Here is a 26,879-nt window from a genome sequence, read left to right on the forward strand (position 1 = left end):
TTAAATACAATTCCCCTTCCTTAAATTTAATACAAGCAAAAACTGTGCCAATGCTATTTCTTATGAATAGCCAACATTCTTTTATTAATACTGTAGAATAAAATATACATAGATGTTTCAGCAATGTATAAATATTTTGACACAAACTCCTCTTTTTACGATGAAGGATTCGTTAGAAATTATTTTTGCATTAGCCAGCAAATAGTTTTCAACTAACCCCATTCAAAAAGGTAAATAAACATATTACAGTCCTTTCCGAACGAGAAAGCCCATCGCCTTTAGGCATGGGATGAAAGTGAGGTTGGATACGAAGTGCCCCTAAAAATCGCAAGGTTTGTGGTACTTTAAGTATCCAAAGTAGTATCTTTTATTTTTTCTCCTTTATGTTGTAATTTTTGATAAGAACTGATACGTTGTAACTATGATAAATGATTATAGAAGAACTAAAACAACCGTATCATTCATTAACTATCATTTTGTGTTTTGTCCAAGATACAGAAGAAAGATTTTTCTAAACACAAAAGTAGAAGAACGTTTCAAAATGTTGGTTCAAGAAATATGTAACGAACTGGATATTGTTATTGTCGCAATGGAATGTGAAAAAGACCACGTTCACTTGTTTTTAAATACACTGCCAATACTTAGTCCTGCCGATACAATGGCAAAAATTAAAGGAGTGACATCAAAGCGTTTGAGAGAAGAATTTCCTCATCTTATGCACTTGCCAAGTCTATGGACACGTTCCTATTTTGTTTCTACTGCTGGAAATGTATCAAGTGAGACAATAAAACAGTATGTTGAGAATCAAAAAACAAGGGGGTGAAACGTATGTCACAAACCATAACAGTTAAAATTAAGTTGCTTCCAACAAAAGAACAAATCCGTTTATTGGAACAAAGTAGCCACGAGTATATCAAAGTCATTAATACACTTGTATCTGAAATGGTTGAAGCGAAGAAAAGCACTAAAAAAAGTACAAAAGATATTGAAGCTAATATCCCAAGTGCGGTAAAGAATCAAGCGATTAAAGACGCGAAAAGTTTGTTTGCTACAAAAGTAAAGAAAAGCAATTATAAAATCATTCCGATTTTAAAGAGACCTGTTTGTGTATGGAACAATCAAAATTATTCATTTGACTCCACTCATATTTCAATTCCGTTTATGGTAAATGGAAAGTCAACTCGTTTAATGGTCCGTGCTTTATTAATCGATAAAAAAAATCGCAATTTGGATTTGTTAAAACATAAGTTAGGTACACTTCGTATCACAAAGAAATCGAATAAGTGGATGGCCCAAATATCTGTTACACTTCCTACAAATGAAAGAGCAGGGACGAAAATTTTAGGAGTAGACCTAGGTCTCAAAGTCCCTGCGGTAGCAATCACAGACGATGACAAGGTTCGTTTCTTTGGGAATGGTAGGCAAAATAAATATAGGAAGCGTAAGTTTCGTAGTGTTCGTAAGAAGTTAGGAAAAGACAAAAAAGTGAATGCGATTCGGCGATTTGATGATAAAGAACAAAGATGGATGCAAGACCAAGACCACAAAATAAGCCGTGAAATCATTGATTTTGCAACTGATAATAATATCTCTGTCATTCGATTAGAACAACTAACGAATATTAGACAGACGGCACGAACAAGCCGTAAAAACGAAAAAAATCTACACACTTGGTCCTCCTATCGTTTATCACAATTCATTGCGTACAAAGCGACATTAGTTGGTATTCAGGTTGAATATGTAAATCCGGCTTATACAAGTCAAAGCTGTCCGAAATGTTCTGAGAAGAACAAGGCGCAAGACAGAAAATATAAGTGCCAATGTGGGTTTGAGAAACATCGTGATATCGTTGGGGCGATGAATATTCGCTACGCAACTGTGATTGATGGTAACAGTCAATTAGCCTAAGCACCTATACGGTCTGGTTTAGGAGGGGCAATGAGGTGCCCTCATCTTGAAGGCTGTTCAAAACAGAAATGGACTGCGAACGTTTAGTCATTCAAGAATCCCACCCGTTAATCCGTAAGGATTAGGGCTTGCGACTTCAGTCGTGGGAGTCTCAAAAAAGGATAATATGTTTACTTACCTTTTCCTATTTTATATAGATAACAAGCTATCTGTTGATAAAAACAACGTTAATTAGCATTTTGTTACATCAGTTCATATTATGATACTCATTTCTCTTTTTCAGATAATCCTTTTCACATTGTAACGGTTTGTATTCCACCTTTTTCCCTTGCTTCTTTTTCGTTTCGGTAACAACCCATTCCCCTTTTTCAAGTTCAAGATGTTTTATTACATTTGTATCGTCTATTTCTTTATAAAGTACAAATGCTTCAAGCGGCTTTACAAATAACCTAGGCTCTCCTCTATATCCACCACTTTCAAAAACTTTAGTTAACGAATTATAATAAGTATCATCAACCCGGCCACCATACATTACGTGTGCAGCTTCTAAATCTTTTTTACTTACTTCCCAAAAGCTATTTTCATCAAAATTCAAATTAAACGTGGATCTAATATCCCTCATTATATTTTTCACATACTTTTCATCTCGAACTTTTCTTTCTTTGAGACAATCCGAAGATAAGCTTGGTGCATCTGATTGGGAATGTACAACATGTTGAATAGATACACATAAAACAAATACGCTTAAAATATACAATAGTTTTTTCATATTTACGTATCACCTCAAATAATGTAGATACTATATTATTTGAGGCTTAAGATATTCTTATGCTATAAATGAGAAATGTCCTATAAAATAGACTTTTTATAGGACATTTCCTTTTAATATTGCTTTATTAGATTTACCGGTGAAGCAAGTACTTTACTACTTTTCACATCATATAATCCTATAGGCGTTACCCGTATAAAAGGCAAGTGCGTCGCAGAAAAGAATAAAATCGTAAATGCTGGATCGTTATAGGCATATCCTCGCTCTTGTAGTAATTTCACCATTTTTTTCTCTTTATATATTAATTCGCTCATTTTTAAATCGGACATAATCCCGAGCAACGGTAATGCAATTTCGTGTAACACTTCATTTCTTTCCGCTATTACCATACCGCCACCTAGCTCTTTTACTCTATGAAAAGCTGTAAGCATATCTTCTTTACTTTTTCCAATAAGAATGATGTCACCTGTACCAGAATAAGAACTTGCAAGACCTCCTAATTCTTTCGCAAAACCTTTCACAACTGTATTCACTCGCCAAGTGCCATCACGAGCAATCATCATAAGGAAACATTCATCATGCTCAATAGAAAGTTCCTCACCGTTTAAGTCGATTTCAGTTACATATGGTTTTGAAATAACATCATTTAATAATTTTATACCTGTTGTTTCAGAAAAAATCATATCTTCTTTCTTTAAAGACCAGTCTAGTTGTAGAGGGGTTACTTGAAATTTATCCCATTCTATACGTAATGCTTCATTTTTGTTTACTCCGTTACGCTTCACCCATCGTCCCTTTGCAATTACACTAATCGGCACCGGGTTTTCTTTACTTTCCAAAATATTAATATTTGCAATTCTTCCTGTCGCAATCGAGCCGTGTAAATGTTCCATATTATAATAACGAGCAATATTATAGCTTGCCATATTATAAGCATCAATTACTGGTATTCCTTGCTTAATCGCTATTTCTATCAATCTATTTGTCATTCCGTTTTCATAAAATGACGGATGTGAACCATCTGTTGTGAACATGAATCTATCAAATTGTTTAACACCTAGTTCTAGCAATTCTTTTACTAAAATTTCTAAATCTGGACGGATAGAAGAATTTCTAAGAGAAACGGTGTAACCTTGCATAAGGCGTGTTAATGCTTCCTGCCCTGTCATCGCTTCATGATCACAATCCGTACCTAACAATTTTAACTTTGCTAAAGTTGTTTCAGACGCTCCGGGAAAATGACCTTCTACTTTCTTCTGTAATCGTTTTGTTTCCTGTACCCAATTTAACATGTCCTCATCGCCGTGTAATAGTTTTGGCCATGCTGTTAGCTCGCCGCCTTGAAGAACATCTTCATGGTTAAGCCATTCCATTATTTCTTCACTATTAAATAAAGATTGGCCATTTTGCAGCTCAGTCTGTCCATCGAAACGACACCACCAATACATACTTGCTGGAATCTTTTTAAATTCATCTAATAATTGAAACGCTACTTCACGCTGTAATGTGAAAAATAAAGTTAGATTATCATTAATGAAAGTTGTTGTCCCAAATTGCATCGCATGATTTGCTAAAGTCTCTGGATTATACAACTGATATGGATGCGCATGCGGTTCTATGTAACTTGGAACTATATACTTCCCCTCGCAATCAATAACTTCACAATCAGTTAATCGCTCTGGCAGTTTTTCTCCTACGTATACAATTCGATCATCATATACCCAAATATTCGCTATCGTCCATTCACGTAAGTATGAATTTAAATACGTTGCATTCTTTAATAAAATGTGCGGACTTCTCGTGCCATCTAGTACTTCAACATGTTCTCGTAATTGCTTATTACTCCATTTATAATGATTTTGTCCCAATGTACTCAACTCCAAATCTATTAATTGTTATATTGGTTAAAACGAGAAATAGTTAATCAACTAAAGTATTCTCCATTCATAACTCCCCTGTATAAATCCCTATAACCTTTATTATATGGAATGGTTGCAAAAATAACAATTTTCAGAATTAAAGGTATACCTCTTTGCTCCAAAATAAAAAGGATGTCATGCAACTGACATCCTTTTTATTTTTATACTAAGCAATAAGATTGATTTTCACTTTGAAATACACTTGATGCCATATCATAGATGCTAATACTGTCCATAGTTACAAAATTTAAAAAGCACCTCTTTTATATACAACAATAGCAGAATCCAATTCATTTTCTTTTTTCTATTTATTAAATTCAATTTTCATCATTTTATTAAACTGCGTAATAATATCAATCGCACCTAAAGAGTTAATACTGACAGCCAATGTATGTTTGCCCCCAATTACTCCCCCAACAAAAGTTGTAAACCCAGGAATTGCCCCTCCGTGACCCCAAATTGAAACACCGTTTGGAAGTTTAGTCTCATAGATTCCAAGACCATATCCGTCACCAACGCCTTCTCCTTCTGTAGGAACTGTAGTAAGCATTTCTTTTAATTGATTCTCCTTCAGTAACTTACCACCGAGTAGAGATGAAAAGAACGTATTTAAATCGTCCGCATTAGAAATCATATCTCCAGCTGAATTAGCTAAACTCGGATTATAATACGTTATGTCTTTCAACTCGCTTGTTCCGTCAATTTTCATATACCCTCGAGCATGATTCTTTCCTGGGATAACGGTTGAATTCCCTGGTAAAAACGTATTTGACAGATCCAAAGGTTCAATAATTCGCTTTTCAATTTCTTCTGCATAACTATTTCCAGTTATTTTTTCAATAAGCATTCCCAATATTACGTATCCTGTGTTTGAATACGACCACCCCTTACCTGGCGAAAAATCAGGTGGTAGAGAAAGCCCCATTTTCACTATTTCTTCTGCTGTATACGTTTTTTTCGAATTCATTATGTCAGCGTCTTTTGACTTTAAATATTCAGCTATACCACTCGTATGATTCAAAAGTTGACGTATCGTAATTTGATTGCCATCATACCCATTTCCTTGAATGAGACCCGGTAGCCACTTTTCAATTGGATCGTCAAGTTGTATACGATTTTCTCCTACTAATTGAAGAACAGTCGTGGCAGTAAACGTCTTCGTCACGCTACCAATCCGAAAACGATAATCCGATTTCATTGGTTTCTTTGTACTTAAATCCGCCACGCCAGCAGCATAGCTACTAGTTTTTCCGTTGTTAAACGTCTTAGCTAATACCCCTGGTGTTCCAAACTGTACTGATTCCTGCATTACTTGTTTCCAGCCATTCCGATTCTTTTGATCATGTGATTGTGACGGACTTGATATATTTTGTACTGACTCTGCTTTCACAGTAAAACCTGGTGTGAATAGAGTAGTACCTGCTAATAGAACTGACAAACTTGCTAGCTTTATTGAATTACATTTTTTCATAAGGCTCTCTCTCCTCTATTAATATCGTATTGATTCAAGTTATACTCTAATCCTATATGATAAATCTCTCTTTTTTCTTATCCATTCCTTACGAAATACTTACGTTCAAATCTTGATACGATAAGCTGAGAAAGAGTTGCGTATGAAACTAAAAAGGTAAAATGAAAATAAGGACAGTCACTTAACTGCCCTTATTTTCATTCCACCTCGTCTTTATTATTTTTAAGATGATTCATTAATTGTGTTCGCTTCAAAGGTACATATATGTTTGTTTCAATAACATATATTTTATCCTGATTGGATTATCTTATGAATATAATGAGTTCATATTAAGATTAACAATAAAAAAGAACGTGTTTTCATTTTTTATGTAAACACGCTCTCTTAAATATTTAAAACCCTATATCAATTTTTTATTCCATTCTATCCTTTAAATCACTATTCTCTATTCACTTTTACCATCCTGCACTAGCATTCATACCATTTCCAAGAATAGTAAGAAATAGTGGCCACAATACTGGTCCTAACGTAAGAAATATATTTAGAAGTATAAGTATTCTATATCCCACGGTAAAATTATGATTCTTACGATTTACCAATACTAAAATAACTAATAATATTATGGTCGTTAAAAATAAAAGTAGAATTAGCAACCAATACCAAACCATTAAACTGAGACTCCATGGTGTTAATAGCTCGTGTATTATACCAAATGTGATTCCTAATACTCCAAAACTAAAGGTAGTAACTGTTGATTTTATAAGCAATTTATTTAATGTTTTTTCGTATGTATTTTTACAATATAAATCTATTAAAGTGTATAAAGATAAATATGCCATTAATACACCTATCCAAGACAATAGCCAGTCTCCGCCCCCTCTAAATAACATGAACAGCAGCCAACACATCCCTACTGCAGAAAAAGCAAAGGAAATAAGTATGCTTTTCAATCCCGGTTTCATTATATTTTCACACCCTTAAAAATAAATTATACGTTTTTACTAAACTCATGTAATTTTTTATTAACATGCTACCCATTAATCGTTTAGCTTTAATACATCCTTTTTTCATTCTATATTAATAAAACAAAGATACACTCATGAACAATTAAAGAAGCAATACTCTACAAAGAGTTACATATAGCTTGTATATTCTTTTTCCATTGGTAGAGATATTAAAAAATTAACTATACATTAACATGCAATTAAATATAAGTAAATTAATTTTATTTACTTATATAATTTTTACATTCAGATTAACCCCGCCACCTTTTTTATCTTGATATAGTACATTCTACTATTCATACCGACCTTTTCCATCCCGTTCTATCCACCGCACAGTCTTCTCTACATCTAATTCCGTATACGTCTTTTCACCATAGCGAACAGACTCATATATCGGAATAATATCTCTCGTTCGACATATTCGTTTTAACCATTGTTGTATCGTTTCATAAGACCTTCTCTGTTCATGAAATGGTAAAGTTCATTCACATCAAAATATTCGAGGCCAATGACATCTCCAGGCAAAGTATCAGCTGTGAATTGAATTCTTTGAAACTTAGCGTCCACACTTTTCGCTAAAGTTGTTTTTCCTGTCCCGGGTACATCTTCTAATAAAATATGTCCTCTTGCTATAAGAGCTATAGCTGCTAGTTCAATCGATTCATTTTTTCCTATAATAACCTTCGAAATATTGCTAGTGATTTTCTTTAATGTGCTCATATATTTATCTCCCGCCTCTTATATTTCTGAAAATTAAGATTTTTTCCAAATTATAACACATTGTTTTAAAAGGAAATATAGGAATAACTTATATAAAAACAAAAAAGATGACCCCAGCAATACGCCAAAGTCACCTTCTGTAAACCATATTATTTTACTAACTCTCCATTATAAACTTTTATATTAAGCGGAGCAGTTAAAAATTGTTGTGCTTTACTAACGAAAGATGTGAAGTGTTCACTCGTATTATGACTCGCAACTGCTGCTTCATCTTTCCATACTTCTACCATCGTATAAACATTTTCTTTTTCTGTATCTTTATATAAGTCATAAGATACATTTCCACTTTCTTCTCTTGAACCATGGATGAGTGGCTGAATTTCTTCTAAAAATGATTGTTGTTTTGCTGGATTCACTTGAAATATTGCGTGAATAATAATCATGGTGTTTCCCCTCTCATATCTCACTTATTTCTATTTGTGTAAAATTACTTCCACTCAGCAACTTTTTCAATTGGAAGACGTACTGATGGATAACCACTGTCAGCAGCTTTTCCGATTGAAATTAACATAACTGGTACGTGGCGTTCTTTATCTAATCCGAATGCTTCTGCGATTTGGTCTTTTTCAAATCCACCAATTGGGCAAGTGTCATAACCGTGAGCACGAGCTGCTAGCATAAATTGCATTGCTACAAGACCACCATCAATTAAAACTGTATCTTTCATTACTTCTGGTGTAACCATTGAGAAGTAACCTGAAAGTTTTTGTATTTGATCTTCTTTTACTTCAGCTGGCATTAAACCACGCTCTACTGCTGTACCGTAAATTTCTTCTGCGTTATCAAAGTTGTTTAAGTCACCAAATACAGCGATCATTGCTGAAGATGTTTCTACTTGAGATTGATTGAATTTCGCAAGTGGCGCAAGTGTTGCTTTTGCTTCGTCACTTTCAATAACTAAGAATCTCCATGGTTGCATGTTTACAGAAGATGGTGCAAGTGTTGCTTCTGTAAGAATTTCAGTCATCTCTTCTTTACTAATTTTCACTGAAGGATCGTACTTACGAATTGAACGACGTCCTGTTAAAATTTCGTTAAAATCATTTGTTTTTACTGAGTTAGTCATAGTTGTATTCTCCCTTTTTTATAATTCTTTTATGTTTTCTTGAATGCGGTCTAACATCGTTAAAAGATTGTCGCGCTCTTCTTCACTTAATCCTTTAAATGCTGAAGTAGCGAAACGCTCTTTTTCCTCTTGATACACTTGAATTTTATTTCGCCCCTCTTCTGTAAGAGAAACTAACGTAATTCTGTTATCATCTGGATTTTTACGTCTTGTAATCATTCCATTTGCTTCCAGCTGTTTTAAATGCCTCGTAATCGCGGCATTATCAATATTCACTTCTTGCTGAAGTGCTTTTTGACTAATTTCATCTACTTCATATAACTGAAGTATAAGCTCTAGTCTAGATTGACTCATACCCGTACAACCTTCAAACTTCGAACTTACTTCTTTATTGAGGAAGTGTAATTTATATAAAATTATTGCTTCTTTTGAGCATGAACTTGTCAAATTACCCCTCCTTTACATCCAAACCAAAAATGTTTGATGCATCAATAGTTGATATGTCAATTAATATAATCTATATCGATTTATAATGCAAGCATTTTGTTTTTCCTGTTTATTTTTTAATGTTCGCCTATTAATATTTTTCCAAAACAAGGGACTTTATCACATTACAAAAAATGTTAATTGCATTATAATAGTACTAATTTAAATGACTGGAGAGTGATTGTAATGCGGCAATACACAAATAGAAATGCGGAAATAAAAATGGAAAATGAAATGAGGATATTTATATATGACAACAATAAATATAGGGATTGTCGCGCACGTAGACGCTGGCAAGACGAGTTTGACTGAGCGTATTCTTTATGAAACGAATGTGATTAAAGAAGTTGGCCGAGTAGATAGTGGCAATACGCAAACTGACTCAATGGAATTAGAAAGACAACGCGGAATTACGATTAAAGCATCTGTCGTTTCTTTCTTTATTGATGATTTAAAAGTAAATGTCATTGATACACCCGGACACGCTGATTTTATCGCTGAAGTGGAACGATCATTCCGCGTTTTAGACGGTGCCATTTTAGTTATCTCTGCCGTTGAAGGTGTGCAAGCACAAACGAAGATTTTAATGCGAACACTACAGAAACTAAACATACCGACTGTTTTATTTGTAAATAAAATAGACCGTAGTGGCGCAAATACTGAAAAAGTTGTGAAACAAATAAAAGCAATTCTTTCAAAGGATGCATTCCCCTTCTACTCTGTAGAGAACGAAGGGACAAAGGAAGCTCGTATTATTGAATATAAGTCATATGACGATTGTATTGAACGATTAGCACCATATAAGGAATCATTGCTTGCATCATATGTAAATAACGAAATAGTACCGGATGCACTATTAAGAAAAGAACTCGAAAAGCAAATACAGCAAGCAAATGTGTTTCCTATCTTTTTTGGTTCAGCAATGACAGGTATAGGTGTAACTGAACTACTTGAAAATATTTCAGCCTTAATTCCAACTACTAAATCGGCACAAGATGAAACATTATCCGGTGTTGTTTTTAAAATTGAACGCGAATCTTCTGGGGAAAAGATTGCTTATGTAAGAGTTTTTTCTGGTTGTTTACACGTTAGAAAATATGTTGATATTCAGCGCAGTGAGTCTCTGTCACATAAAGAAAAGATTAAAAAAATGTGCATATTTCATAATGGAAATGCAATTCAAGCTTCTACTGTTCAAAATGGAGAGTTTTGCAAAGTGTGGGGACTTACGAATGTTAAAATTGGTGATATTATCGGTGAACGGACAGATTATATTAAAGACATTTACTTTGCCGAACCGCAAATGGAAGCAGCAATCGAGGCAGTTCCTAAAGAGCAAATTCATGATTTATACGCTGCACTTATGGAGCTATGCGAAGAAGATCCACTCATTAAAGTGTGGAAAGACGATGTTCATAATGAACTATACATTCGCCTTTTCGGTGAAGTACAAAAAGAAGTTATCGAAACAACACTTTATGAAAAATACAATTTACAAGTTACTTTTTCAAATACGCGCGTTGTATGTATTGAAAAACCAATTGACATAGGGAATAGCGTTGAAGTAATGAGTGAAAAAGAGAATCCTTTTTACGCAACAATCGGCTTCAAAGTGGAACGTGGTGTGCTTAACTCTGGTATTACGTATAACTTAGGCGTTGAACTTGGATCACTACCTTTAGCATTTCATAAAGCGATTGAAGATACAGTATTTCAAACGTTAAAACAAGGTTTATTTGGATGGGAAGTTACTGATATTATCGTCACGTTAACACATACTGGTTATGCAAGCCCTGTTACAACAGCGAGTGACTTTAGAAACTTAACACCGCTCGTATTAATGGCTGCTTTAAAGCAAGCTGAAACATGTGTATATGAACCATTAAACGAATTTGAATTAACTGTTCCAGAGCACGCAATTAGTACCGCAATGTATAAACTAGCTGCCATTCCAGCAACTTTCGCAGAGCCTATATTCTATAATGACTCTTACCATTTAACAGGATTATTACCTGTTGCGAAAACAGAGAATTTTAAACGACTGCTCCATTCATTTACCGAAGGAGAAGGTATCTTTATAACAAAGCCAACTGGTTTCACAAAGCTGAAGGCTCCCTTCCCTACTCGAAAACGTGTTGACTTTAATCCGCTAAATCGGAAGGATTATTTGCTTCATGTTTTGAAGGCTTATTAAATTAAAAAAGAGGTGCAATTCGCACCTCTTTTTGCATGTATTGAAAACTTAAATTAGTTTGTCCTCACAACTTCTTTAAGTCTCTCTATTACTTTCGCTATAGCTTCAATCGAATTTTCTGTTTCAAATTCCCCAACATTTAAAGAATGGTTTGCATTTTTGACAATTTCAATCTTTAACTTGGATTGTTCTAATTGATCCATTTGATTTGCATTGTATTGATGATCTTTGTCTCCAATAACTAATAGCCCTTCATGATGACTATGTAAGATGGAATCAAAAATCGCATCAAACGTCAGTAAAGGTGTAAGTAATATCATCTTTGACTGTACGTATTCTTCTCTCTTCATTAAATCATTCGCAATTGGGATTGTTCCGAGTGATTTTCCTAAAAACATCGAATTGCTATATTGCCCACTTTTTAGCACTTCAATAATGACAGGATTAATATCATCCATCATTACTTTCGTTATTTCTTCCATTGGTTTTTCCATTAATTGTCCATCGTAGGAATAATGAATATGTACTACATCTATTTTATTTTCAAGCATAAGCATCGTTGCATAATAGAATAACGGTTTATCATAATTGTAGCCTGAACCTGAGAGCATAAAACAAATTGTATTAGCACCTTTTTCGATATGTGTGTAACGAATGACTTTATCATCTATATGTATCTCTTTTTTAGTCCCCTTCACCGTTTTCCCCCTCCGGACATGTTTACTTTTGTAAAACGATATGTTCTGTATGAACTGATACGTCCTTTACTTTCTCTTTTATAAACGCTGGCTGTAAGTTATATGCATCTAACTCTTCTACCGGCACCCACTTAAACATATATGTTCTACCCTCTTCATTCAGAATATAGTGGTCGGCTCCATTCGCGGGTAATTCATGCAGCTCTACTTCATAGTAAAAGCTAATTTCATGAAACTTTCGCTCAGAAAGTGTAAAGAAATTTTCTACTGACCATATTAACCTCTTTACTTCAATTGGAACAGCTAGTTCTTCTGCAAGCTCTCGTTTTAACGCATCTTCACTATTTTCTAACATTTTCACTCTTCCGCCTGGTACATACCAAAAATCTTCACCGTCACCTTGCAGAATGAGTATTTTATTATCCTGTTTACAAATTGCTCCGACTCGGTAATTAAAACATGTTTCCTCTACTTTAAACGTAAGATCCATCCCGATTTTCCCCTATCTATTAAATATCGAATTATTTCAAAACTATTATGTATGTACTGTATAAATAAGATTACTAAATTTTTCTATTCCGTTCAATGATTTTTGATTTTTTCAAAAACTCGATACACTTGATTTGTCATTACAAGTAAATATACATATGTTACAATCACATTGCACACTAGAAAACATTATGGGGGTACGAATGGAAACGTTATTAATCCAGCAAACTGAGAAATCAAATAAGTTTTGGAAAATCGTTGTGAAAGATAGAGACTACGTTGTGTTTTACGGGAAAATTGGCACAGCTGGTAGTGTGAAAGCGAAAGAGTTTGAAACAGAAGAAGAATGTATAAAAGAAGCTAACAAACTAATCACTTCCAAACGAAAAAAAGGATATACAGACCCTATTCTAGGGGAAGATTACATAAAAGAAAAAACGATAACGGAAGAAGAATTTTGGGAGCTACTCGCTCGTGCCAAAACGAAAGGTGAAGATCAAGAAGAACAACTAGAATGGCTTACTTCTCACCTTGCTAAACGTACAGTACATGAAATTGTAGCTTTTGACACACATATGCATCGCATATTAAAAGATTCCTATACGTCTCGTTTATGGGCAGCGGCCTATATTATTATGGGTGGTTGTTCGGATGATTCTTTTGATTACTTCCGTGGATGGTTATTGTTCCAAGGAAAAGAAGTTTATGAAGCGTGTATTGAAGATCCAGAACTGTTAATTCCTGCGTTAGAAAATCTGAGCGAGTATGACGTTCCAAACATTGAAGAACTTTCTTTATATTTCGGTTTCACTGTATATGCAGAAAAAACCGGGGATGAAGATGATACTTACTTTACACTTTATCATGTCTTATCTAATCAAGAATTCGACGAGATAGATATTGAGTTTGACTGGGATGAAGATGACGAAGAAGGATTGAAAAAGATGTTTCCTAGACTGTGGGAGATGTACGGGGAAGAACCGATTGAGTGGTAGATTTACATACGAAAAACGCCTTGTTTCTTTAGTAACAAGGCGTTTTTTATTAATACTATGGTTAAATTGTTATTCTCCCAGTCCCCCACCACTTCATAAACATTTCTCCTCCTTATGTGCAATCAAGTATATTCAAATGGCTCATCTAAATTTATTGATACCACTTTTCTAACAAACCCTTCTCCCTCTCGCCTGAAATACCTGCTTTTAATTCCCATTCATCCATACTCTTCATCCAGTCATACACGTCTTTAACTGTCTCTTCTAACCTTCTAAAAGTAAGCCCTTCTTTAACGGCACTCTCGATACTAATAGAGAATCCACCTTTCCACGGATCTGTTTCACCTTCTAATGCAAAAGTTTCAGGAAGCCATAATGGCATTTTCGTCCATGGCTGCACTTTATTCTCATGCATAAATGATTCCTCAACCCAAACGAATTCAGCATCACTATTCGTAACTTTTTTACACGTATTTAATAGCTCTTCCATCGTCAATTCATCATTTGGACCTGTTATATTGAATGTACCTGCTTTATTATTTTCTGCCATGTTTAGTCCAAAGCTCGCAACATCTTTTATATCAACTAACTGTACTGGACGGTCTTTTCTTCCTGGCACTAACACTTTTCCGCCCTTTGCTACGCGCTGAATCCAGTATGGAAGCCGATCTGTATAATCAAACACTCCCGAAAGAAGTCCCGCTCTTACGTGTAAAACATGCCCCGGCCAATACTTCTCTGCCTCTTTTTCACATAATACTTTAAGCGCACCATAATGCTCGTAAGGCGATATTTCACCATTCTCTACAGCCTTTATCTGATCACTCGTCGGTTCGGGTTGTAATATATAGTCTTCTTTTATGTGATGAGGGATCCAATCTTTATATACGGAAATGCTTGAGATAAATATATAGTGTTCAATATTATCTTTAAGTACTTCTCCAACATTCCTAATATGATGTGGAGAAAATCCACACGTGTCTATGACAACATCCCATTTTCGATTTTTTAAACTTGATACATCGTTATTTCTGTCACCGATTAACTGCTCTACTTTAGGAAAAATTTCTTTGTTTGTTCCACGGTTGAATAATGTAACTTCATGCCCTCTCTGTAAAGCCTCATCTACAAATGCTCTTCCTAAAAATCGTGTACCGCCTAGTATTAGAATTTTCATGGTTTTCCCCCATTCGTGATTAAAAATCTATTCTTTTGTTTAACGATTTTCTATTGTGGAAAGTTACGGATGAATAATTTATTTTTTCACTACACTTTCAAATTCATATACTAAAAAGAAACCATTTTAAAAAGTTAATCGTCATGGTTTCTAAAATAAAAAGTAAGTGTATTTTATATGTATCTTAGCTGAATTGCTAACTCTCATTCTGTTCATTAATTCTTTAACTCCGCACAACTTCCCCATCAACTAACTCAATAATTCTATTACACTGATTAGCTACTTCAATATCATGCGTTACAATAATAATCGTTCTTCCTTCTTCATTTAGTTGTAATAATAGATTCATAATTTCTTCTCCCGTTTTCCTATCTAAATTTCCAGTCGGTTCATCGGCCAAAATTAATTCTGGTTCGCCTACTAACGCTCTTGCGATAGCTACCCGCTGTTGCTGACCACCTGATAGTTCATCGGGTGTTTTATGCATTTGTTCTTTTAAACCTACTTTTTCCAAATAGAACTTCGCCTTATTTTCTCTTTCCCGTTGCTTTAACTTTCTATATGTTAGCGGTAGTGCTACATTATCCAGTACAGTATGTTCTTTTAACAACGCAAAGTATTGAAAAATAAACCCGATTATTTCATTTCTTGTTTTATGAACTTTATTCCTTCTTATTTCACTTAATGTTTTACCATTTAAGGAGTATTCCCCCTCATTTGGCATATCAATTAACCCTATAACATTTAATAGTGTACTTTTGCCTGAACCTGATCGACCCATAACCGCTATAATTTCGCCCTTGTTTATCGTTAAGTTTATACCGTTTAACGCGAACGTTTTGTGATTCTTGTTGCTATACACCCTTTTAATATCTTTTAGCTCAATTAAACTCATTATTCCATCCCTCCTATTAATGTTTTAGGTTCAAGCTTCCTAATAAACCAGAAGACAATGAAATTTGAAACAATGATGATAAGAAGTAAGAATAGGAATACTAAAAATAATATTGGTAGATTTAAATTTAAGTCTAGTACAGATGCCACATTTAAGTCCTTTGAAAATTGTAGATGAGCCTCATATCTCCAAAGAAAATACACCATGGACATAACCATGCCAGCTATCGCAATACATATGTTTTCTAAAACAATTTGAAATAACATCCCATACTTACTCTCTCCAAGGACCATCTTAATACCAAATTCACGCTTCCTCATGATTATGGAAACGATTGTTGTTACGACAATTCCCGCCATTATAAATAAAATAATTAGACTTCCTACTATAAGTCCAATAATTTCAGAATGTCTACTACTAGTAACATCTTCATTTATTTCTTCACCTAAATTTTTCAGGTATAACGTAACGTCGTTTCCTTTAAGTTGAATCGTTTCTTGTAGTTTTTTTACATCTGCATCTTTTCGTAAAGTTAGAATCGTACCTTGATGTAATCTTAAAAAAATCGATTCATAATTTTCATATCTATCAATCGGCATGGGCATTATCATTGCCTTTTCTAACTTTAGGTATGTGTTCGCTCCGTTATTATTTACAATGAATTTATTTTCCGGCAAAAAACCAATAATTGTATATTGATTATTGATTGTATCCCCTATGCGAAAGTACTTTTCAAAATAAGAACCAACTAAAACATTCATTTTTTCTCCACTGTTTTTTTGAAAATCTTGATGTGAGAATCCTTTTTCAGTTTTTATAGGTAAGTTCAGTAATTTATAGTAATTTTCATCTACTATGATTGTCCTAATAGTTGGACGTTCCTCATGATATGTTTTATTTGTCAAATCAGTAAGCATGCTGTCTTTCAATGGTCTATTGCTTGATTCTAGTTCGATTATTCTCTCTTCGTATGTACCATACGAAATTACATCTTTATTTTGTTGAATTTTATTGTAAATCTCTTCTATATGCTCTTTATTAAATTGTTCTTCTTTCAACCTATCCGTAGTCATATCAAAAGTAATTAAATATGTAATGTCCTTATTTAACACTGAACTGGAGTTATTGGTGAGATAGTATAAATTGTAAAAAATATTGACTGAAACAGTTATTGTTGATAATCCAAACGTAAATTGTAAAAGGAGAAACATCGAGATTAGCAATCTGTTTTTCAAGGCTATTAGAGCACTTTTTATTCTCATCATATTTTTTACTCCTTTAAGGCTTTAGCAGGTTCAATGTTAATGATTTGGATGAATGAAATTACCGAGGTGATGAAAGAAATAGAAAGAGCGATACATACACTCATCACAATATGAAAGAAGTCTATACTAATGTGAAAACCTATAGAATGTATAATACTTTTACTCAGTGCACTTAACATCCATTGAATACATGTTGCACAGATCGCTGCAGAGAGTGCACATATAAATAATTGGCTAAATATAAAAACAAAAAGATTCAAATTACTTGCTCCCAAAGCTTTCCTTAAAGATATACTCTTTCTCTTCTTATAAATCCAAAAATAACTCACAATAATACAGTTAATTAAAGCTATGAAGAGCAATCTATACGGAATACTTAACTGCTCTGTCATAGCTTGACTTGAGTTTTTTTCGTTCTTGTAATTCTCGTTTTCATTTACCACTTTAATCTCTTTGTTGTTCTGTTTAATTTGCTGAACGAATGTATCTATCTCTTTTTCAGGGTTTTCGTTAGATCTAATTATCATTTGAAATGTTTGTTCATTTTGTATACGTCGTTTTATCTCATCTGGCATGTCATTTAGTGGTACGAAAATTTTATTATTATATTCATATTCAGTATTCGTTCCACTCACTCCTTTAACTGTATACTCTCTACTAAATAGTTGTATTGTTTCAGAATCTTTATAAAGACTCTTTCCCACAATTACACTATTTGCTTCATCCTGTTTAATACGAGAGCCTTTTACTAACGGCGGAGACCAGCTCTTATTATTAATAAGACCAATCATAGTCACATGACCTAGATCTGGAATTTTACTATTAATATCATTTGTAATAACACTAGCGTTTGTAAAGTTAGCTTGTGCTAGCTCTTGAATTTCATTAAAACTTAATTCCCCTTTACTCGTAAGATGAATAGAATAGTAATATTTAAAGTAACCATTTTTACGCTCATAAAATTTCTCATCATAATACTCACGAGTAGATATAGCTATTAGTATCGGCAATATCGTTAATACAAATCCAATAAGTAACATAATGAATATTTTTCTGTTCACTGCTATTTCTTTTAAAAGTAGCTTCATATTCCCTCCGCATTTAAAAAATAGTGAATTAGATATTTCTCCATTTGCCACCGTTTTAATGGTTTTTATTAGACATGAATGGACTTTTCTTTTTACTATGCAATTACTGAGTGAACCTAATTCATCGAGATACATTAAGGAAATTAACTAATGATGTTTGAATTAGAGTTTACATATGTACGGAAATATTTAGTATTTTCATTATACTTAGAAAAACACGCCATAAAATTAGGTATGGAAAATTTTACATTCCCAAAACATAATTTACATTCAATTAATAACAAACCTCTATTCCTTATGTCTATTCATTACTCTATAGCGTAAAGTCATCCAATCTATGAAAATGCTTATTTATACGGAAAATGCTCCTGCCAAGTTGACAGGAGCATTGCTTTTTCAAAATTTATTTACTTTTATATACTTGAATTAAAATTAATATGAAGTCCAGCCGCCGTCTACAGAAATCACTTGTCCGTTTACGAAACTAGCTTCGTCTGAACCTAAGAAGATAGCCAGTTGTGCAACTTCTTCTGGTTGTCCAGCACGTGGATTAATTGCCATACCTAATGCTTGGCGGCTCGCACCAAATTCGCTCACATTTGTCATTGTAGAAGCAATGTTTGTTATGACTGCTCCAGGAGCGATACCGTTACAACGGATGTTGTTGTTCGCATACATAAAGGCAGTGTTTTTTGTTAGGCCAACGACCGCATGTTTAGATGCTGTGTAAGCGGCGCCAGCACGTGCACCATATAATCCACCTGCAGAAATATTATTGACGATCGTACCGTGTCCTTGTTCCAAGAATAGATTCACTGCAATACGCATTGTTTTCATTACAGATACTGTATTCACAGAGAAAACCTTCTCCCAGCGTTCGTCTGAAACTTCACCAACAGGCTCCATTCCATCCATGATACCTGCATTATTAACAAGAATATCTAATTTCCCATAAGCTTGTTTTGTTTCATCGAAAAGACGTTGGACATCTTCATCGGAGGTAACGTTTGTTTGAACAGCAATGGCCTCTGCACCTGTAGCTTTAATTCCTTGTACTACATGTTGAGCCCCTTCTAAGTTTAAGTCTGATACAACGACTTTTGCTCCTTCTTTTGCATAACCTTCTGCAATTGCTTTCCCCATGCCTGACGCAGCACCAGTGACAATTGCTACTTTACCTTTTAATCTCATCTGAAACGGCCCCCTTTGTCTTTTATTGCACAGTTGTTCAATAAAAATTATAATAATATAAAAGAACGCTTACAATGAGCAAAAAAACGATAAATGTTCAATAATTAACAAATCGTATGAAATGTGTTCAATAAGAGGTGAAAAAAATGATGCGTACAGATATGCGTATTGTGAAAACAAAAGAGGCGTTACATAACGCATTGTTAGAATTATTAAATGAAAAAACTTTAGAAGTCATCTCCATCTCGGAAATTTGCAGAAAGGCAAAAATAAATCGTGGTACATTTTACTTGCATTATAAACAAGTAGAAGATTTATTTGAGGAGTATTTTAAAGAAATTACAGCAGATTTGACACGTTCTTATCAAGAACCTTATCGCTACGTATCAGTATTGAAAACTAGTAAATTAGATCCTTCTACAATTCGAATTTTTCATCATATCGAAAAATATAAATCATTCTATAGAATTGTTTTTTCCAAAAAGGTTCCTTTAATGTACTATTATTTATTTTTTGAGGAAATAAAGCATTTGTTACTTCAAGATAATGAGGCTTTGCTTAAAGAAGGAGTGAACCATTCACTTTATTGTTCCTACCAAGCAAATGCGATTATTGGCATCATTATTGAGTGGTATCAAAATGATTTTTCTTATAATACAAGTTATTTAAATGATCAACTTGTTCAATTTTTAAATATGGGAGTAGACGGTTAATTTAAAACAAAATTGTTTTATGAAATTTTTCATTCCGTCTATTTTCATTTCATATATAATTAAAATATCGGATATTCGATTAACAACTTATATATACTTAGGTAGGTGAAAAATATTAATAGAAACATAGTTTATCATTCAACATTATGTATTTATTTTCTCACATCGATTGTATATATCATCTTGCTGAACATAGAAAATGGTCGTAATTATTTGGGATTTACGATGGTTGTTCCGCTTTTAGCAGTTATTTTGTATCAAAAATTATATAAGAAACAAAAAATAGTTCATACATTGGGAATTTCACGTCCAAAAATAAAAACACTAATCTTCTCCATTTTATTTCCACTACTTCTAGGACTATGTCTCCATTTTTATTTTTATATTTATGATATTAAGTTCTTATATAATCATTGGAATGAATTAGGATTTCTCTTACTCGTTGGTCTTACAGTCGGATCTTTATCTGCATTATTAGAAGAGATTATATGGCGCGGAAATTTTCATTACTATTTACGAAAAAAATATTCATTCATACACACAGCTATTATTACAGCTTTTCTCTGGTCTTTATGGCATATACCAGTAGCAATCTTTTATAAAAATTATGAGTTTTGGTTTGTAGGAATATTAAGTTATTTCTCGTTATTATTCATGTTATCTATAATTTTGACGTACACGAGAGAGTATGGTCATTCTGTAGTACCACCCGCAATTTTACATGGTATGTTTAATGTATTTTATTTAACAGATGGATTGCAAAACAAGTGGGATGCCAGCCTAATAGAATTTATTAAATTTATCTTGCTAGCAATTGTGCTCGGCATGATGTACCTTATACCTCGAAAAGTTAAAGAATAGTTAACAATTACAGAAAAAAGGTATCACGGGGATGTTTTATTTTTCACTACAATTTCTAAGTTCCCTCTTTCGCATCTTTTAATTTTTCATTTTTAATTCCTAATGTAGCGAGAGCTAAAAAAGAAACCCTTTTGAAAAATTAATCAAAAGGGTTTCTTTTTATATTAACTTTTCATTTTATTAAAAGAGATATAAATAAATTATACTACTCTATTGTAATGCTCCAATCACCATCTGCTTTTACCGCAAAGCTATACATCCCTGAATTCTTGAAAACTTGAGAAGATGACCCTTCATACGTACCAATTTTATTTACTAACAAATTCTGATCGTTCACTTTAATAATAAAATTCCTTGAACCTGTATGTTTTAATTTAACAATGTGGTTTCCACTTGGAACATCGATGAAAACTACGTCATCACCATGACCATTAATCGTACCTGGAACCTTTTCAGATACAGGTGGTGTTTCTTGTGTTACAGTAGCATTCCAGTTGCTACTTGATTTTACTTCTAAATAATATTCTCCACTTACCGGAATAGCAGTAGATACTTTTCCTGAATAATTTCCGATAGTGTTTACTAGCAATTCTATCGTATTACCACTACTATCTTTTAGATGTACAATAAAGTTTCTTGAACCCGTATTATTAAAATCAAAGAATACTAATCCTGAATTTAGTTGCATTTTATTTGTGACTGAGTCTCCAGAACCTTCCATTTTATTCTTTTTACTTTCATATAATTCCTTTAATTGCTTATTCGCTTCTTCATTTGCAATTCTTTTTTCTTCGTTCATCCTATTTTCTTCATCTTTAATGAAATTCCCTAATAATTCTTGATTATTTAATGTTTCAACTTTAATTACTTCCTTTGCATTTAATACTACTGCTACAATTTGTCCCTCTTTAGTATCAAATGTGTATAATCCAGCTGGATTATAGTTATTATAATTTCGTACTTTTATTTTACTCTCTTCTTTTTTATCATCAAATTCCTTAGTACTCATACCAGTAATAAACAAAGATTTTATTTCTTCTGTACTATACTCTTTATATATAGGCTCTTTATCTTTCTTTACTTCATCCGACGAAGTTACTTCTTCTTTTTTTGAATCCTCTTCATTTGTCGTTTCCTCACTTACTTTCGATTCATTTACCGTAAAAGTGTCCTTTTTCGGAACAAATACAATACAAATGAATGCAACTGAAAAACATCCGAGACATGCTACAATTGCTTTCATTCTTTTTTGCCAGTCCATTCTCTTATGAAATCTAACAATGAATAACCCACTGATTATCATTCCTAATACTAATAAAAACATAAAAATACCATACATACCTAAATACCTTCCTTTTCCCTTCTTACAACAAAACACCCTATTTATTCATGCGGAAAATGCACATACCTTTCTCCATTCCAGCTATGATATTAACATATTATACTTATACATGAAATGTTTTTATTATACAAATATAATTATATTTGCATTAACAGCTAAACTAGTAGGCTAGAATTAGTAGCAAATATACAAAATAAACAAAAAAGGATTTTTTAAATTTTAATTTTCAAATAAACTTTAGTAAAAGAAAAAATCCTCCTGCAGTGTAGGAGGATTTTTAAAGTTAACTATAGGCATCGCTTAATTAATTCCCATATATCCTTCGCTTCATGTACAATTTCAGATGCAATCGCCACCACCAATTCCTTCTCCGGTATACAACAAATCACATTTCCACCATCGCCCATGGCACAATATGAAAAGATACCATCTTCTTCTCGTAACCACCATAAGTACCCATATAGATTTTCGTTCATTATTGTCGATTCTTTTACCCATGATTTTGAAAGAATTTGCTTTCGACCATAAATACCTTCATTCAAATACAATTGTCCAAACTTAGCCATATCTCTAACCGTTAACGTAAGTCCCCAACCGCCCGTCGAAATACCATTTGGATCGTGTACCCATCCTTTCACATCTTTTCCGAATAAGTCATCAAATCCAAATGCTTTCATATTGTAGTTTGGAATTTCTCTCATATCGATTGATTGAAATAAGTATTCATTCGCAAACTCACGAGCACTTTTCCCTGTTACACTCGTAATAATTGCTGATAGTAAATGAGCTCCTGCAGATGAATATTTAAAAGAGCCAATTTGCCCGCCGTTCCCAATTCTACTGAGTGTATACTGTACCCAATCCTTTTGTGTACACAGTTCTTCTAGCGGTTCCTGCCAATCTGCATAAGGATATGGAGCTGTCATTGTAAGAAGATGCCGCACTGTTATTTCAGATGACTTAAGATTATATTCAGGAAAAAACTCTATTACTTTTTGATCAACATTTTTTATATAACCTTTATCTACACATATCCCAATTAATGCAGAGATTATCGTTTTTGTTACTGATGCTACATGACATGCATCATCTGGACCGTAACCATTATAATAGTTTTCAAAAACGACATTACCTTTTTGTACAACTAACACACCATTTATATTTTTGTATTCTTCTTTTACAACACAATCTAACTGTTCAGCAGTTTTCATCGTTCTTCCCCCTTAATCTATGATTAAAAAGGTTCGATAGGTACATATATATCGACTATATGTTTATTTTCCGGATGCTGCCTTGGATCATTTCTATATACTTCAAAAGGATACGAATCTCTCGGTTTATATCCGCTATTCGGGAGCCATTCACCATATAAAAAGTTCCATGCTCCTTTGTATTCATCTTGGAATATTTCAAAGTGGCCTACTGCATATTTCCCTGATGGTATTGTCATTAGTCCCACTTCACTATTTCCTTCTTCTACTCCATTTGGAATTGTTATGCATAGACTTGTTCTTAAATGATAGTCCTCAGTAAACTCATGATGATCATGATAAATTGTTAATATCTTCGTATCCTCAAATACATGATAGTTTTGCTCCGCTGCGTAATGAAATAGCTTTCCTATCATTTTTGGAAAATCTATAGCTAAATCCTTATATGTACCTACGTGTCTTATGTATGCGACGTTTACTTTGTCCGCTGTTACAATTTCGACCTCTCCTCGAACCTTCTTACACTCATTGTATTGAGAACCTTCGCTAACGTCTTTGCAATTCTTGCTATTGTGATTTCTATAGTGAGACGGACTTACTCCGTACTGACTTTTAAATGTCCGGGAGAAAATTGCTGAATCCGTAAAACCATAATGATAAGCAATATCTGTAACCGTCATATCCATACGATATGTAAGTAAATGTGTTGCCCTCTCTAATTTCAAACGATTCACATACCGAGATAACGGCTCTTCCATCATCCCTTTAAAAATTCTATGAAAATGAAATTTTGAAAAGCCTGCAACATTAGCTAAATCTTCAATGGAAAGCGAATCATTTATATTTGATTCTATATAGTCTTGCACTTTATAAATACGTCGTAAATACTCGTTTCTACTTTGAGAACTCTCCATATTCATACCTCCTCACAACAAAAAGGCTAACTTTAAGTTAGCCTACTTTACACATATTTTAAAAATAATACTCTACTCCCGCCGTTCCCGTCATAATTTGTATGTATGGATACACCTTCTATTTCATCATCCCCAGCTTCAATTTGAAAGCCAATTCCTTGATGAAATTGTATTGATTTTTTATTAACTGGTGACGTGATTGCTTTTACAACTTTACGATTGTTTGCGCGAGCAACATCAAAGAAATAAGAATACAATGTCGATGCGATTCCTTTTCTTCTATATTTCGGATTTACACCGATAAAATGAACGTACGCTTCCTCTTTATGAGTTTGTGAAAAGAATCCGCATAAGAAACCTAACGTTTCTCCTTCTTCTTCAATGATAAAACTCGTTTCTTGAAAGTGAACGAAAAACAATTTTGGCAACATATTAGCCATATCTCTTCCGCCCCACCAATCATTTAAGACGGAATGAATCTTTACATAATCTTCCCCTTGAATGTTTCTTACTCGCATGTATTTCTCCCTCTCACTCACTTCATTTTCTCATAAATTTTAATAACCGTTTCTACTAAAAGAATGAATACCCAAATACCACAAAATACAAGAGCAGATTGGAATATTGACCCTAGCATAATAATGCCAACTGCACCTGATCCTGAAAATGATAGTTTAACAAAGCCTGGATCATGTATAAGTGTTCCAGCGTATACGGCCATTAAAACGGATGATATTAAATAAATAACACTCATTATTTTGAATATTTTTATAGAAAGATACGAAGTTTGTTCTTTCTCCACTTGTGATAATTCGATTTCCCCGCTCGCAATTCCTTTTTGCAGACAATCTTCACACAAAAATTCTTCATTTATTTTTTTACCACCATGTATTGTACCCGTTATTTCTTTACACCTTGAACATTTTCGATTTATCATTTTGTTATCACTCCAATCAACTATGATTATCTTAATATAATTCGACATTTACCTTATTATCCCTTTTATGTATTTTATAGAGAAAGGTCGTTTTTTATGATTTCGAAACTCACATTTGGTTCTAAAATAACTACTGTTCAGTATGTATTATGGCCGAGCTGTTATGCGGTTATTTTTGATCCAACTACTTCAAACATAGCTATCATTCAAAATGGAGAACGTTACTTTTTACCAGGTGGCGATATGGAAGGTAATGAAACAAAAGAAGAATGTTTGCATCGTGAATTACTCGAGGAATTAGGATGGACAATTGAAATCGAACAGTATATCGGTAATGCAGCGCGATATTTTTATGCGGAAAAGGAAGATACATATTATTTAAACGATGGGTTCTTTTACATTGCGAACATGGTACATAAGCAAACCGAAAATTGTGAGGAGGATCATATTTTAAGGTGGATGTCTCCATCGCTTGCTATAGAACATTTACTTCACGATCATCAAAAATGGGCTGTTGAACAAGCGCTTTTATCGCATAAACAAAAAGGATCTCCTTCTATTTGAAAGAGATCCTTTTCACTATTAACTTGCTTTTTTTAAATTGAAAGCTGGCTTCTTCACTCCGCCTTTTTTTACAACATATAATCCGATGAAGATAATAAACCCGCCAACTAATTGCATCATGTTTATTTGCTCTCCAATTGTTACAGCCGCAAAGATAACTGCGAACAATGGTACGAGATACATATAAACCATTACTTTCGTTGAACCGATTTTACTAATACCGACATACCACATTGCAAGGCCGAAAATTGTCGCAAAGACGATTGAATATGCTAGAGAACCCCAGCTTGGCATATCTACTGGCCACGTTAATGTATTTACGTTGAATAAACAATATACAACGAGTGGTACAATTCCAATTAAAGTAGACCATGATGTGACTCTCATTGCGGAGTATTTTGTAATAAGAGGTTGCGCTAAAATTGGATACCATCCCCACGCGACTGCTGCGACTAATCCAATTACATTTCCGAGCCACGCATACTCATAATTTGCTCCTCCTGAATGCCCTGTCAATAAAACGAGTGCTGCACCAATAAAGGCTACTGTTGAACCAATTTGTACTTTCATCGAAAAGCGTTCTTGTTTGTGCAATACTGCTAATATCCCTGTAAATATAGGTGACATCGCAATTAATAATGAGGCGTTCGTTGCTGAAGTATATTTCACAGATAGCATAAACATCGTTTGATACATTGTCGTACCAACGATACCGACTGCTAATAATCGTAACCAATCTTTTCTTTCAATACGAAGTGAGCGTTCCATAATAAATGTAATAAGTAATAATACCGGTGATGCTACTAAAAATCGTAAACTATTAAATTGAATGGATGACATAAATGCCACGCCATACTTTCCAATTGTATAATTTGCTCCCCATACTAACGCAACTGATACTAGGAGCCATTCCATTTGCCATCGTTTCATCCGAATCTCCCC

Annotated in this window: 27 protein-coding genes and 2 pseudogenes; 7 read left to right on the plus strand and 22 right to left on the minus strand. The window is 33.7% G+C overall.

Going from position 1 to position 26,879, the window contains the following annotated elements; translation table 11 throughout:
• The first annotated feature begins 421 nt into the window (after positions 1-421).
• On the plus strand, positions 422-823 hold the full coding sequence (tnpA, locus tag NSQ47_RS09200; protein WP_033710939.1) for an IS200/IS605 family transposase: 402 nt from the start codon (positions 422-424) through the stop codon (positions 821-823).
• A 5-nt stretch (positions 824-828) separates the two neighbouring features.
• Positions 829-1,908 carry a transposase gene (locus tag NSQ47_RS09205; protein ID WP_341036675.1) on the plus strand — a complete coding sequence of 360 codons (1,080 nt, stop codon included), beginning with the start codon at positions 829-831 and terminating at the stop codon, positions 1,906-1,908.
• Between the two features lie 247 nt (positions 1,909-2,155).
• Here NSQ47_RS09205 and NSQ47_RS09210 read toward each other — a convergent pair whose 3' ends face one another.
• The 9 genes and pseudogenes from NSQ47_RS09210 to NSQ47_RS09250 all read right to left on the minus strand — a co-directional run bounded on the left by NSQ47_RS09210 (position 2,156) and on the right by NSQ47_RS09250 (position 9,364).
• The gene (locus NSQ47_RS09210; RefSeq protein WP_340824499.1) at positions 2,156-2,677 is read right to left on the minus strand and encodes a hypothetical protein; all 522 of its coding nucleotides are present in this window, start codon (positions 2,675-2,677) and stop codon (positions 2,156-2,158) included.
• A 113-nt stretch (positions 2,678-2,790) separates the two neighbouring features.
• Positions 2,791-4,545: an adenine deaminase gene (locus tag NSQ47_RS09215; protein ID WP_340824501.1), complete on the minus strand. Its 1,755-nt coding sequence runs from the start codon at positions 4,543-4,545 to the stop codon at positions 2,791-2,793.
• A 355-nt stretch (positions 4,546-4,900) separates the two neighbouring features.
• Positions 4,901-6,067: a serine hydrolase domain-containing protein gene (locus tag NSQ47_RS09220; RefSeq protein ID WP_340824503.1), complete on the minus strand. Its 1,167-nt coding sequence runs from the start codon at positions 6,065-6,067 to the stop codon at positions 4,901-4,903.
• Positions 6,068-6,522: 455 nt separating this feature from the next.
• On the minus strand, positions 6,523-7,029 hold the full coding sequence (locus NSQ47_RS09225) for a DUF3902 family protein (RefSeq protein ID WP_340824505.1): 507 nt from the start codon (positions 7,027-7,029) through the stop codon (positions 6,523-6,525).
• A 334-nt stretch (positions 7,030-7,363) separates the two neighbouring features.
• A pseudogene (locus NSQ47_RS09230) lies at positions 7,364-7,552 on the minus strand (signal peptidase II); the annotation flags it as partial.
• Positions 7,552-7,791: pseudogene (locus NSQ47_RS09235) on the minus strand (AAA family ATPase); the annotation flags it as partial. The pseudogenes NSQ47_RS09230 and NSQ47_RS09235, both read right to left, overlap by 1 nt.
• A 149-nt stretch (positions 7,792-7,940) precedes the next feature.
• Positions 7,941-8,234 carry a putative quinol monooxygenase gene (locus tag NSQ47_RS09240; protein ID WP_340824507.1) on the minus strand — a complete coding sequence of 98 codons (294 nt, stop codon included), beginning with the start codon at positions 8,232-8,234 and terminating at the stop codon, positions 7,941-7,943.
• A 44-nt stretch (positions 8,235-8,278) separates the two neighbouring features.
• Positions 8,279-8,917 carry a nitroreductase family protein gene (locus NSQ47_RS09245; RefSeq protein ID WP_340824509.1) on the minus strand — a complete coding sequence of 213 codons (639 nt, stop codon included), beginning with the start codon at positions 8,915-8,917 and terminating at the stop codon, positions 8,279-8,281.
• Positions 8,918-8,935: 18 nt separating this feature from the next.
• The gene (locus tag NSQ47_RS09250) at positions 8,936-9,364 is read right to left on the minus strand and encodes a MarR family winged helix-turn-helix transcriptional regulator (RefSeq protein ID WP_000204168.1); all 429 of its coding nucleotides are present in this window, start codon (positions 9,362-9,364) and stop codon (positions 8,936-8,938) included.
• Positions 9,365-9,653: 289 nt separating this feature from the next.
• On the opposite strand from NSQ47_RS09250, the gene NSQ47_RS09255 reads away from it, so the two are divergent.
• Positions 9,654-11,597 carry a translation factor GTPase family protein gene (locus NSQ47_RS09255; RefSeq protein WP_341036676.1) on the plus strand — a complete coding sequence of 648 codons (1,944 nt, stop codon included), beginning with the start codon at positions 9,654-9,656 and terminating at the stop codon, positions 11,595-11,597.
• A 53-nt stretch (positions 11,598-11,650) separates the two neighbouring features.
• Here NSQ47_RS09255 and NSQ47_RS09260 read toward each other — a convergent pair whose 3' ends face one another.
• Positions 11,651-12,295 (minus strand): alpha/beta hydrolase, encoded by a 645-nt coding sequence (locus NSQ47_RS09260; protein WP_340824513.1) that lies wholly within the window; start codon positions 12,293-12,295, stop codon positions 11,651-11,653.
• A 22-nt stretch (positions 12,296-12,317) separates the two neighbouring features.
• Positions 12,318-12,785, minus strand: coding sequence for an NUDIX hydrolase (locus NSQ47_RS09265; RefSeq protein WP_002110576.1), 468 nt, complete (start codon positions 12,783-12,785; stop codon positions 12,318-12,320).
• Between the two features lie 202 nt (positions 12,786-12,987).
• Between NSQ47_RS09265 and NSQ47_RS09270 the strand changes: the two genes are divergently transcribed.
• Entirely contained in the window at positions 12,988-13,779 is a 792-nt protein-coding gene (locus NSQ47_RS09270; protein WP_340824517.1) for a DUF4240 domain-containing protein, read from the plus strand.
• 151 nt (positions 13,780-13,930) lie between these two features.
• On the opposite strand, the gene NSQ47_RS09275 is transcribed toward NSQ47_RS09270, so the two are convergent.
• From NSQ47_RS09275 to NSQ47_RS09295, 5 genes are all read right to left on the minus strand, one after another.
• Positions 13,931-14,956, minus strand: a complete 1,026-nt coding sequence (locus NSQ47_RS09275) for an SDR family oxidoreductase (protein WP_341036678.1) — start codon at positions 14,954-14,956, stop codon at positions 13,931-13,933.
• 223 nt (positions 14,957-15,179) lie between these two features.
• Positions 15,180-15,851 carry an ABC transporter ATP-binding protein gene (locus NSQ47_RS09280; protein ID WP_340824521.1) on the minus strand — a complete coding sequence of 224 codons (672 nt, stop codon included), beginning with the start codon at positions 15,849-15,851 and terminating at the stop codon, positions 15,180-15,182.
• Positions 15,851-17,113: an ABC transporter permease gene (locus NSQ47_RS09285; RefSeq protein ID WP_340826903.1), complete on the minus strand. Its 1,263-nt coding sequence runs from the start codon at positions 17,111-17,113 to the stop codon at positions 15,851-15,853. The genes NSQ47_RS09280 and NSQ47_RS09285 overlap by 1 nt, the downstream gene beginning before the upstream one ends.
• Before the next feature lie 8 nt (positions 17,114-17,121).
• Entirely contained in the window at positions 17,122-18,204 is a 1,083-nt protein-coding gene (locus NSQ47_RS09290) for an ABC transporter permease (protein ID WP_340824523.1), read from the minus strand.
• Between the two features lie 432 nt (positions 18,205-18,636).
• Entirely contained in the window at positions 18,637-19,395 is a 759-nt protein-coding gene (locus tag NSQ47_RS09295) for an SDR family oxidoreductase (RefSeq protein ID WP_002200050.1), read from the minus strand.
• A 146-nt stretch (positions 19,396-19,541) separates the two neighbouring features.
• Here NSQ47_RS09295 and NSQ47_RS09300 point away from each other — a divergent pair, with 146 nt between their 5' ends.
• On the plus strand, positions 19,542-20,108 hold the full coding sequence (locus tag NSQ47_RS09300) for a TetR/AcrR family transcriptional regulator (protein ID WP_088078835.1): 567 nt from the start codon (positions 19,542-19,544) through the stop codon (positions 20,106-20,108).
• 105 nt (positions 20,109-20,213) lie between these two features.
• Entirely contained in the window at positions 20,214-20,969 is a 756-nt protein-coding gene (locus NSQ47_RS09305; RefSeq protein WP_340824525.1) for a CPBP family intramembrane glutamic endopeptidase, read from the plus strand.
• 205 nt (positions 20,970-21,174) lie between these two features.
• On the opposite strand, the gene NSQ47_RS09310 is transcribed toward NSQ47_RS09305, so the two are convergent.
• From NSQ47_RS09310 to NSQ47_RS09330, 5 genes are all read right to left on the minus strand, one after another.
• Positions 21,175-22,308, minus strand: coding sequence for a tripartite tricarboxylate transporter TctB family protein (locus NSQ47_RS09310; RefSeq protein ID WP_341036681.1), 1,134 nt, complete (start codon positions 22,306-22,308; stop codon positions 21,175-21,177).
• Between the two features lie 290 nt (positions 22,309-22,598).
• Positions 22,599-23,522: a serine hydrolase domain-containing protein gene (locus NSQ47_RS09315; RefSeq protein ID WP_340824529.1), complete on the minus strand. Its 924-nt coding sequence runs from the start codon at positions 23,520-23,522 to the stop codon at positions 22,599-22,601.
• Positions 23,523-23,545: 23 nt separating this feature from the next.
• A complete protein-coding gene (locus tag NSQ47_RS09320) occupies positions 23,546-24,436 on the minus strand; it encodes an AraC family transcriptional regulator (RefSeq protein WP_340824532.1) in 891 nt (296 codons plus the stop codon).
• A 47-nt stretch (positions 24,437-24,483) separates the two neighbouring features.
• Positions 24,484-24,954 carry a GNAT family N-acetyltransferase gene (locus tag NSQ47_RS09325; protein ID WP_340824534.1) on the minus strand — a complete coding sequence of 157 codons (471 nt, stop codon included), beginning with the start codon at positions 24,952-24,954 and terminating at the stop codon, positions 24,484-24,486.
• A gap of 17 nt (positions 24,955-24,971) precedes the next feature.
• Positions 24,972-25,373 carry a DUF3980 domain-containing protein gene (locus tag NSQ47_RS09330; protein WP_341036682.1) on the minus strand — a complete coding sequence of 134 codons (402 nt, stop codon included), beginning with the start codon at positions 25,371-25,373 and terminating at the stop codon, positions 24,972-24,974.
• A 96-nt stretch (positions 25,374-25,469) separates the two neighbouring features.
• Between NSQ47_RS09330 and NSQ47_RS09335 the strand changes: the two genes are divergently transcribed.
• A complete protein-coding gene (locus NSQ47_RS09335; protein WP_340824538.1) occupies positions 25,470-25,937 on the plus strand; it encodes an NUDIX hydrolase in 468 nt (155 codons plus the stop codon).
• 18 nt (positions 25,938-25,955) lie between these two features.
• On the opposite strand, the gene NSQ47_RS09340 is transcribed toward NSQ47_RS09335, so the two are convergent.
• Complete coding sequence (locus NSQ47_RS09340; protein WP_340824540.1) at positions 25,956-26,867, minus strand: DMT family transporter; 912 nt, start codon at positions 26,865-26,867, stop codon at positions 25,956-25,958.
• Positions 26,868-26,879: the final 12 nt, after the last annotated feature.

It is taken from the genome of Bacillus sp. FSL R10-2780, assembly GCF_038006125.1.
Lineage (GTDB): Bacteria > Bacillota > Bacilli > Bacillales > Bacillaceae_G > Bacillus_A > Bacillus_A cereus_U.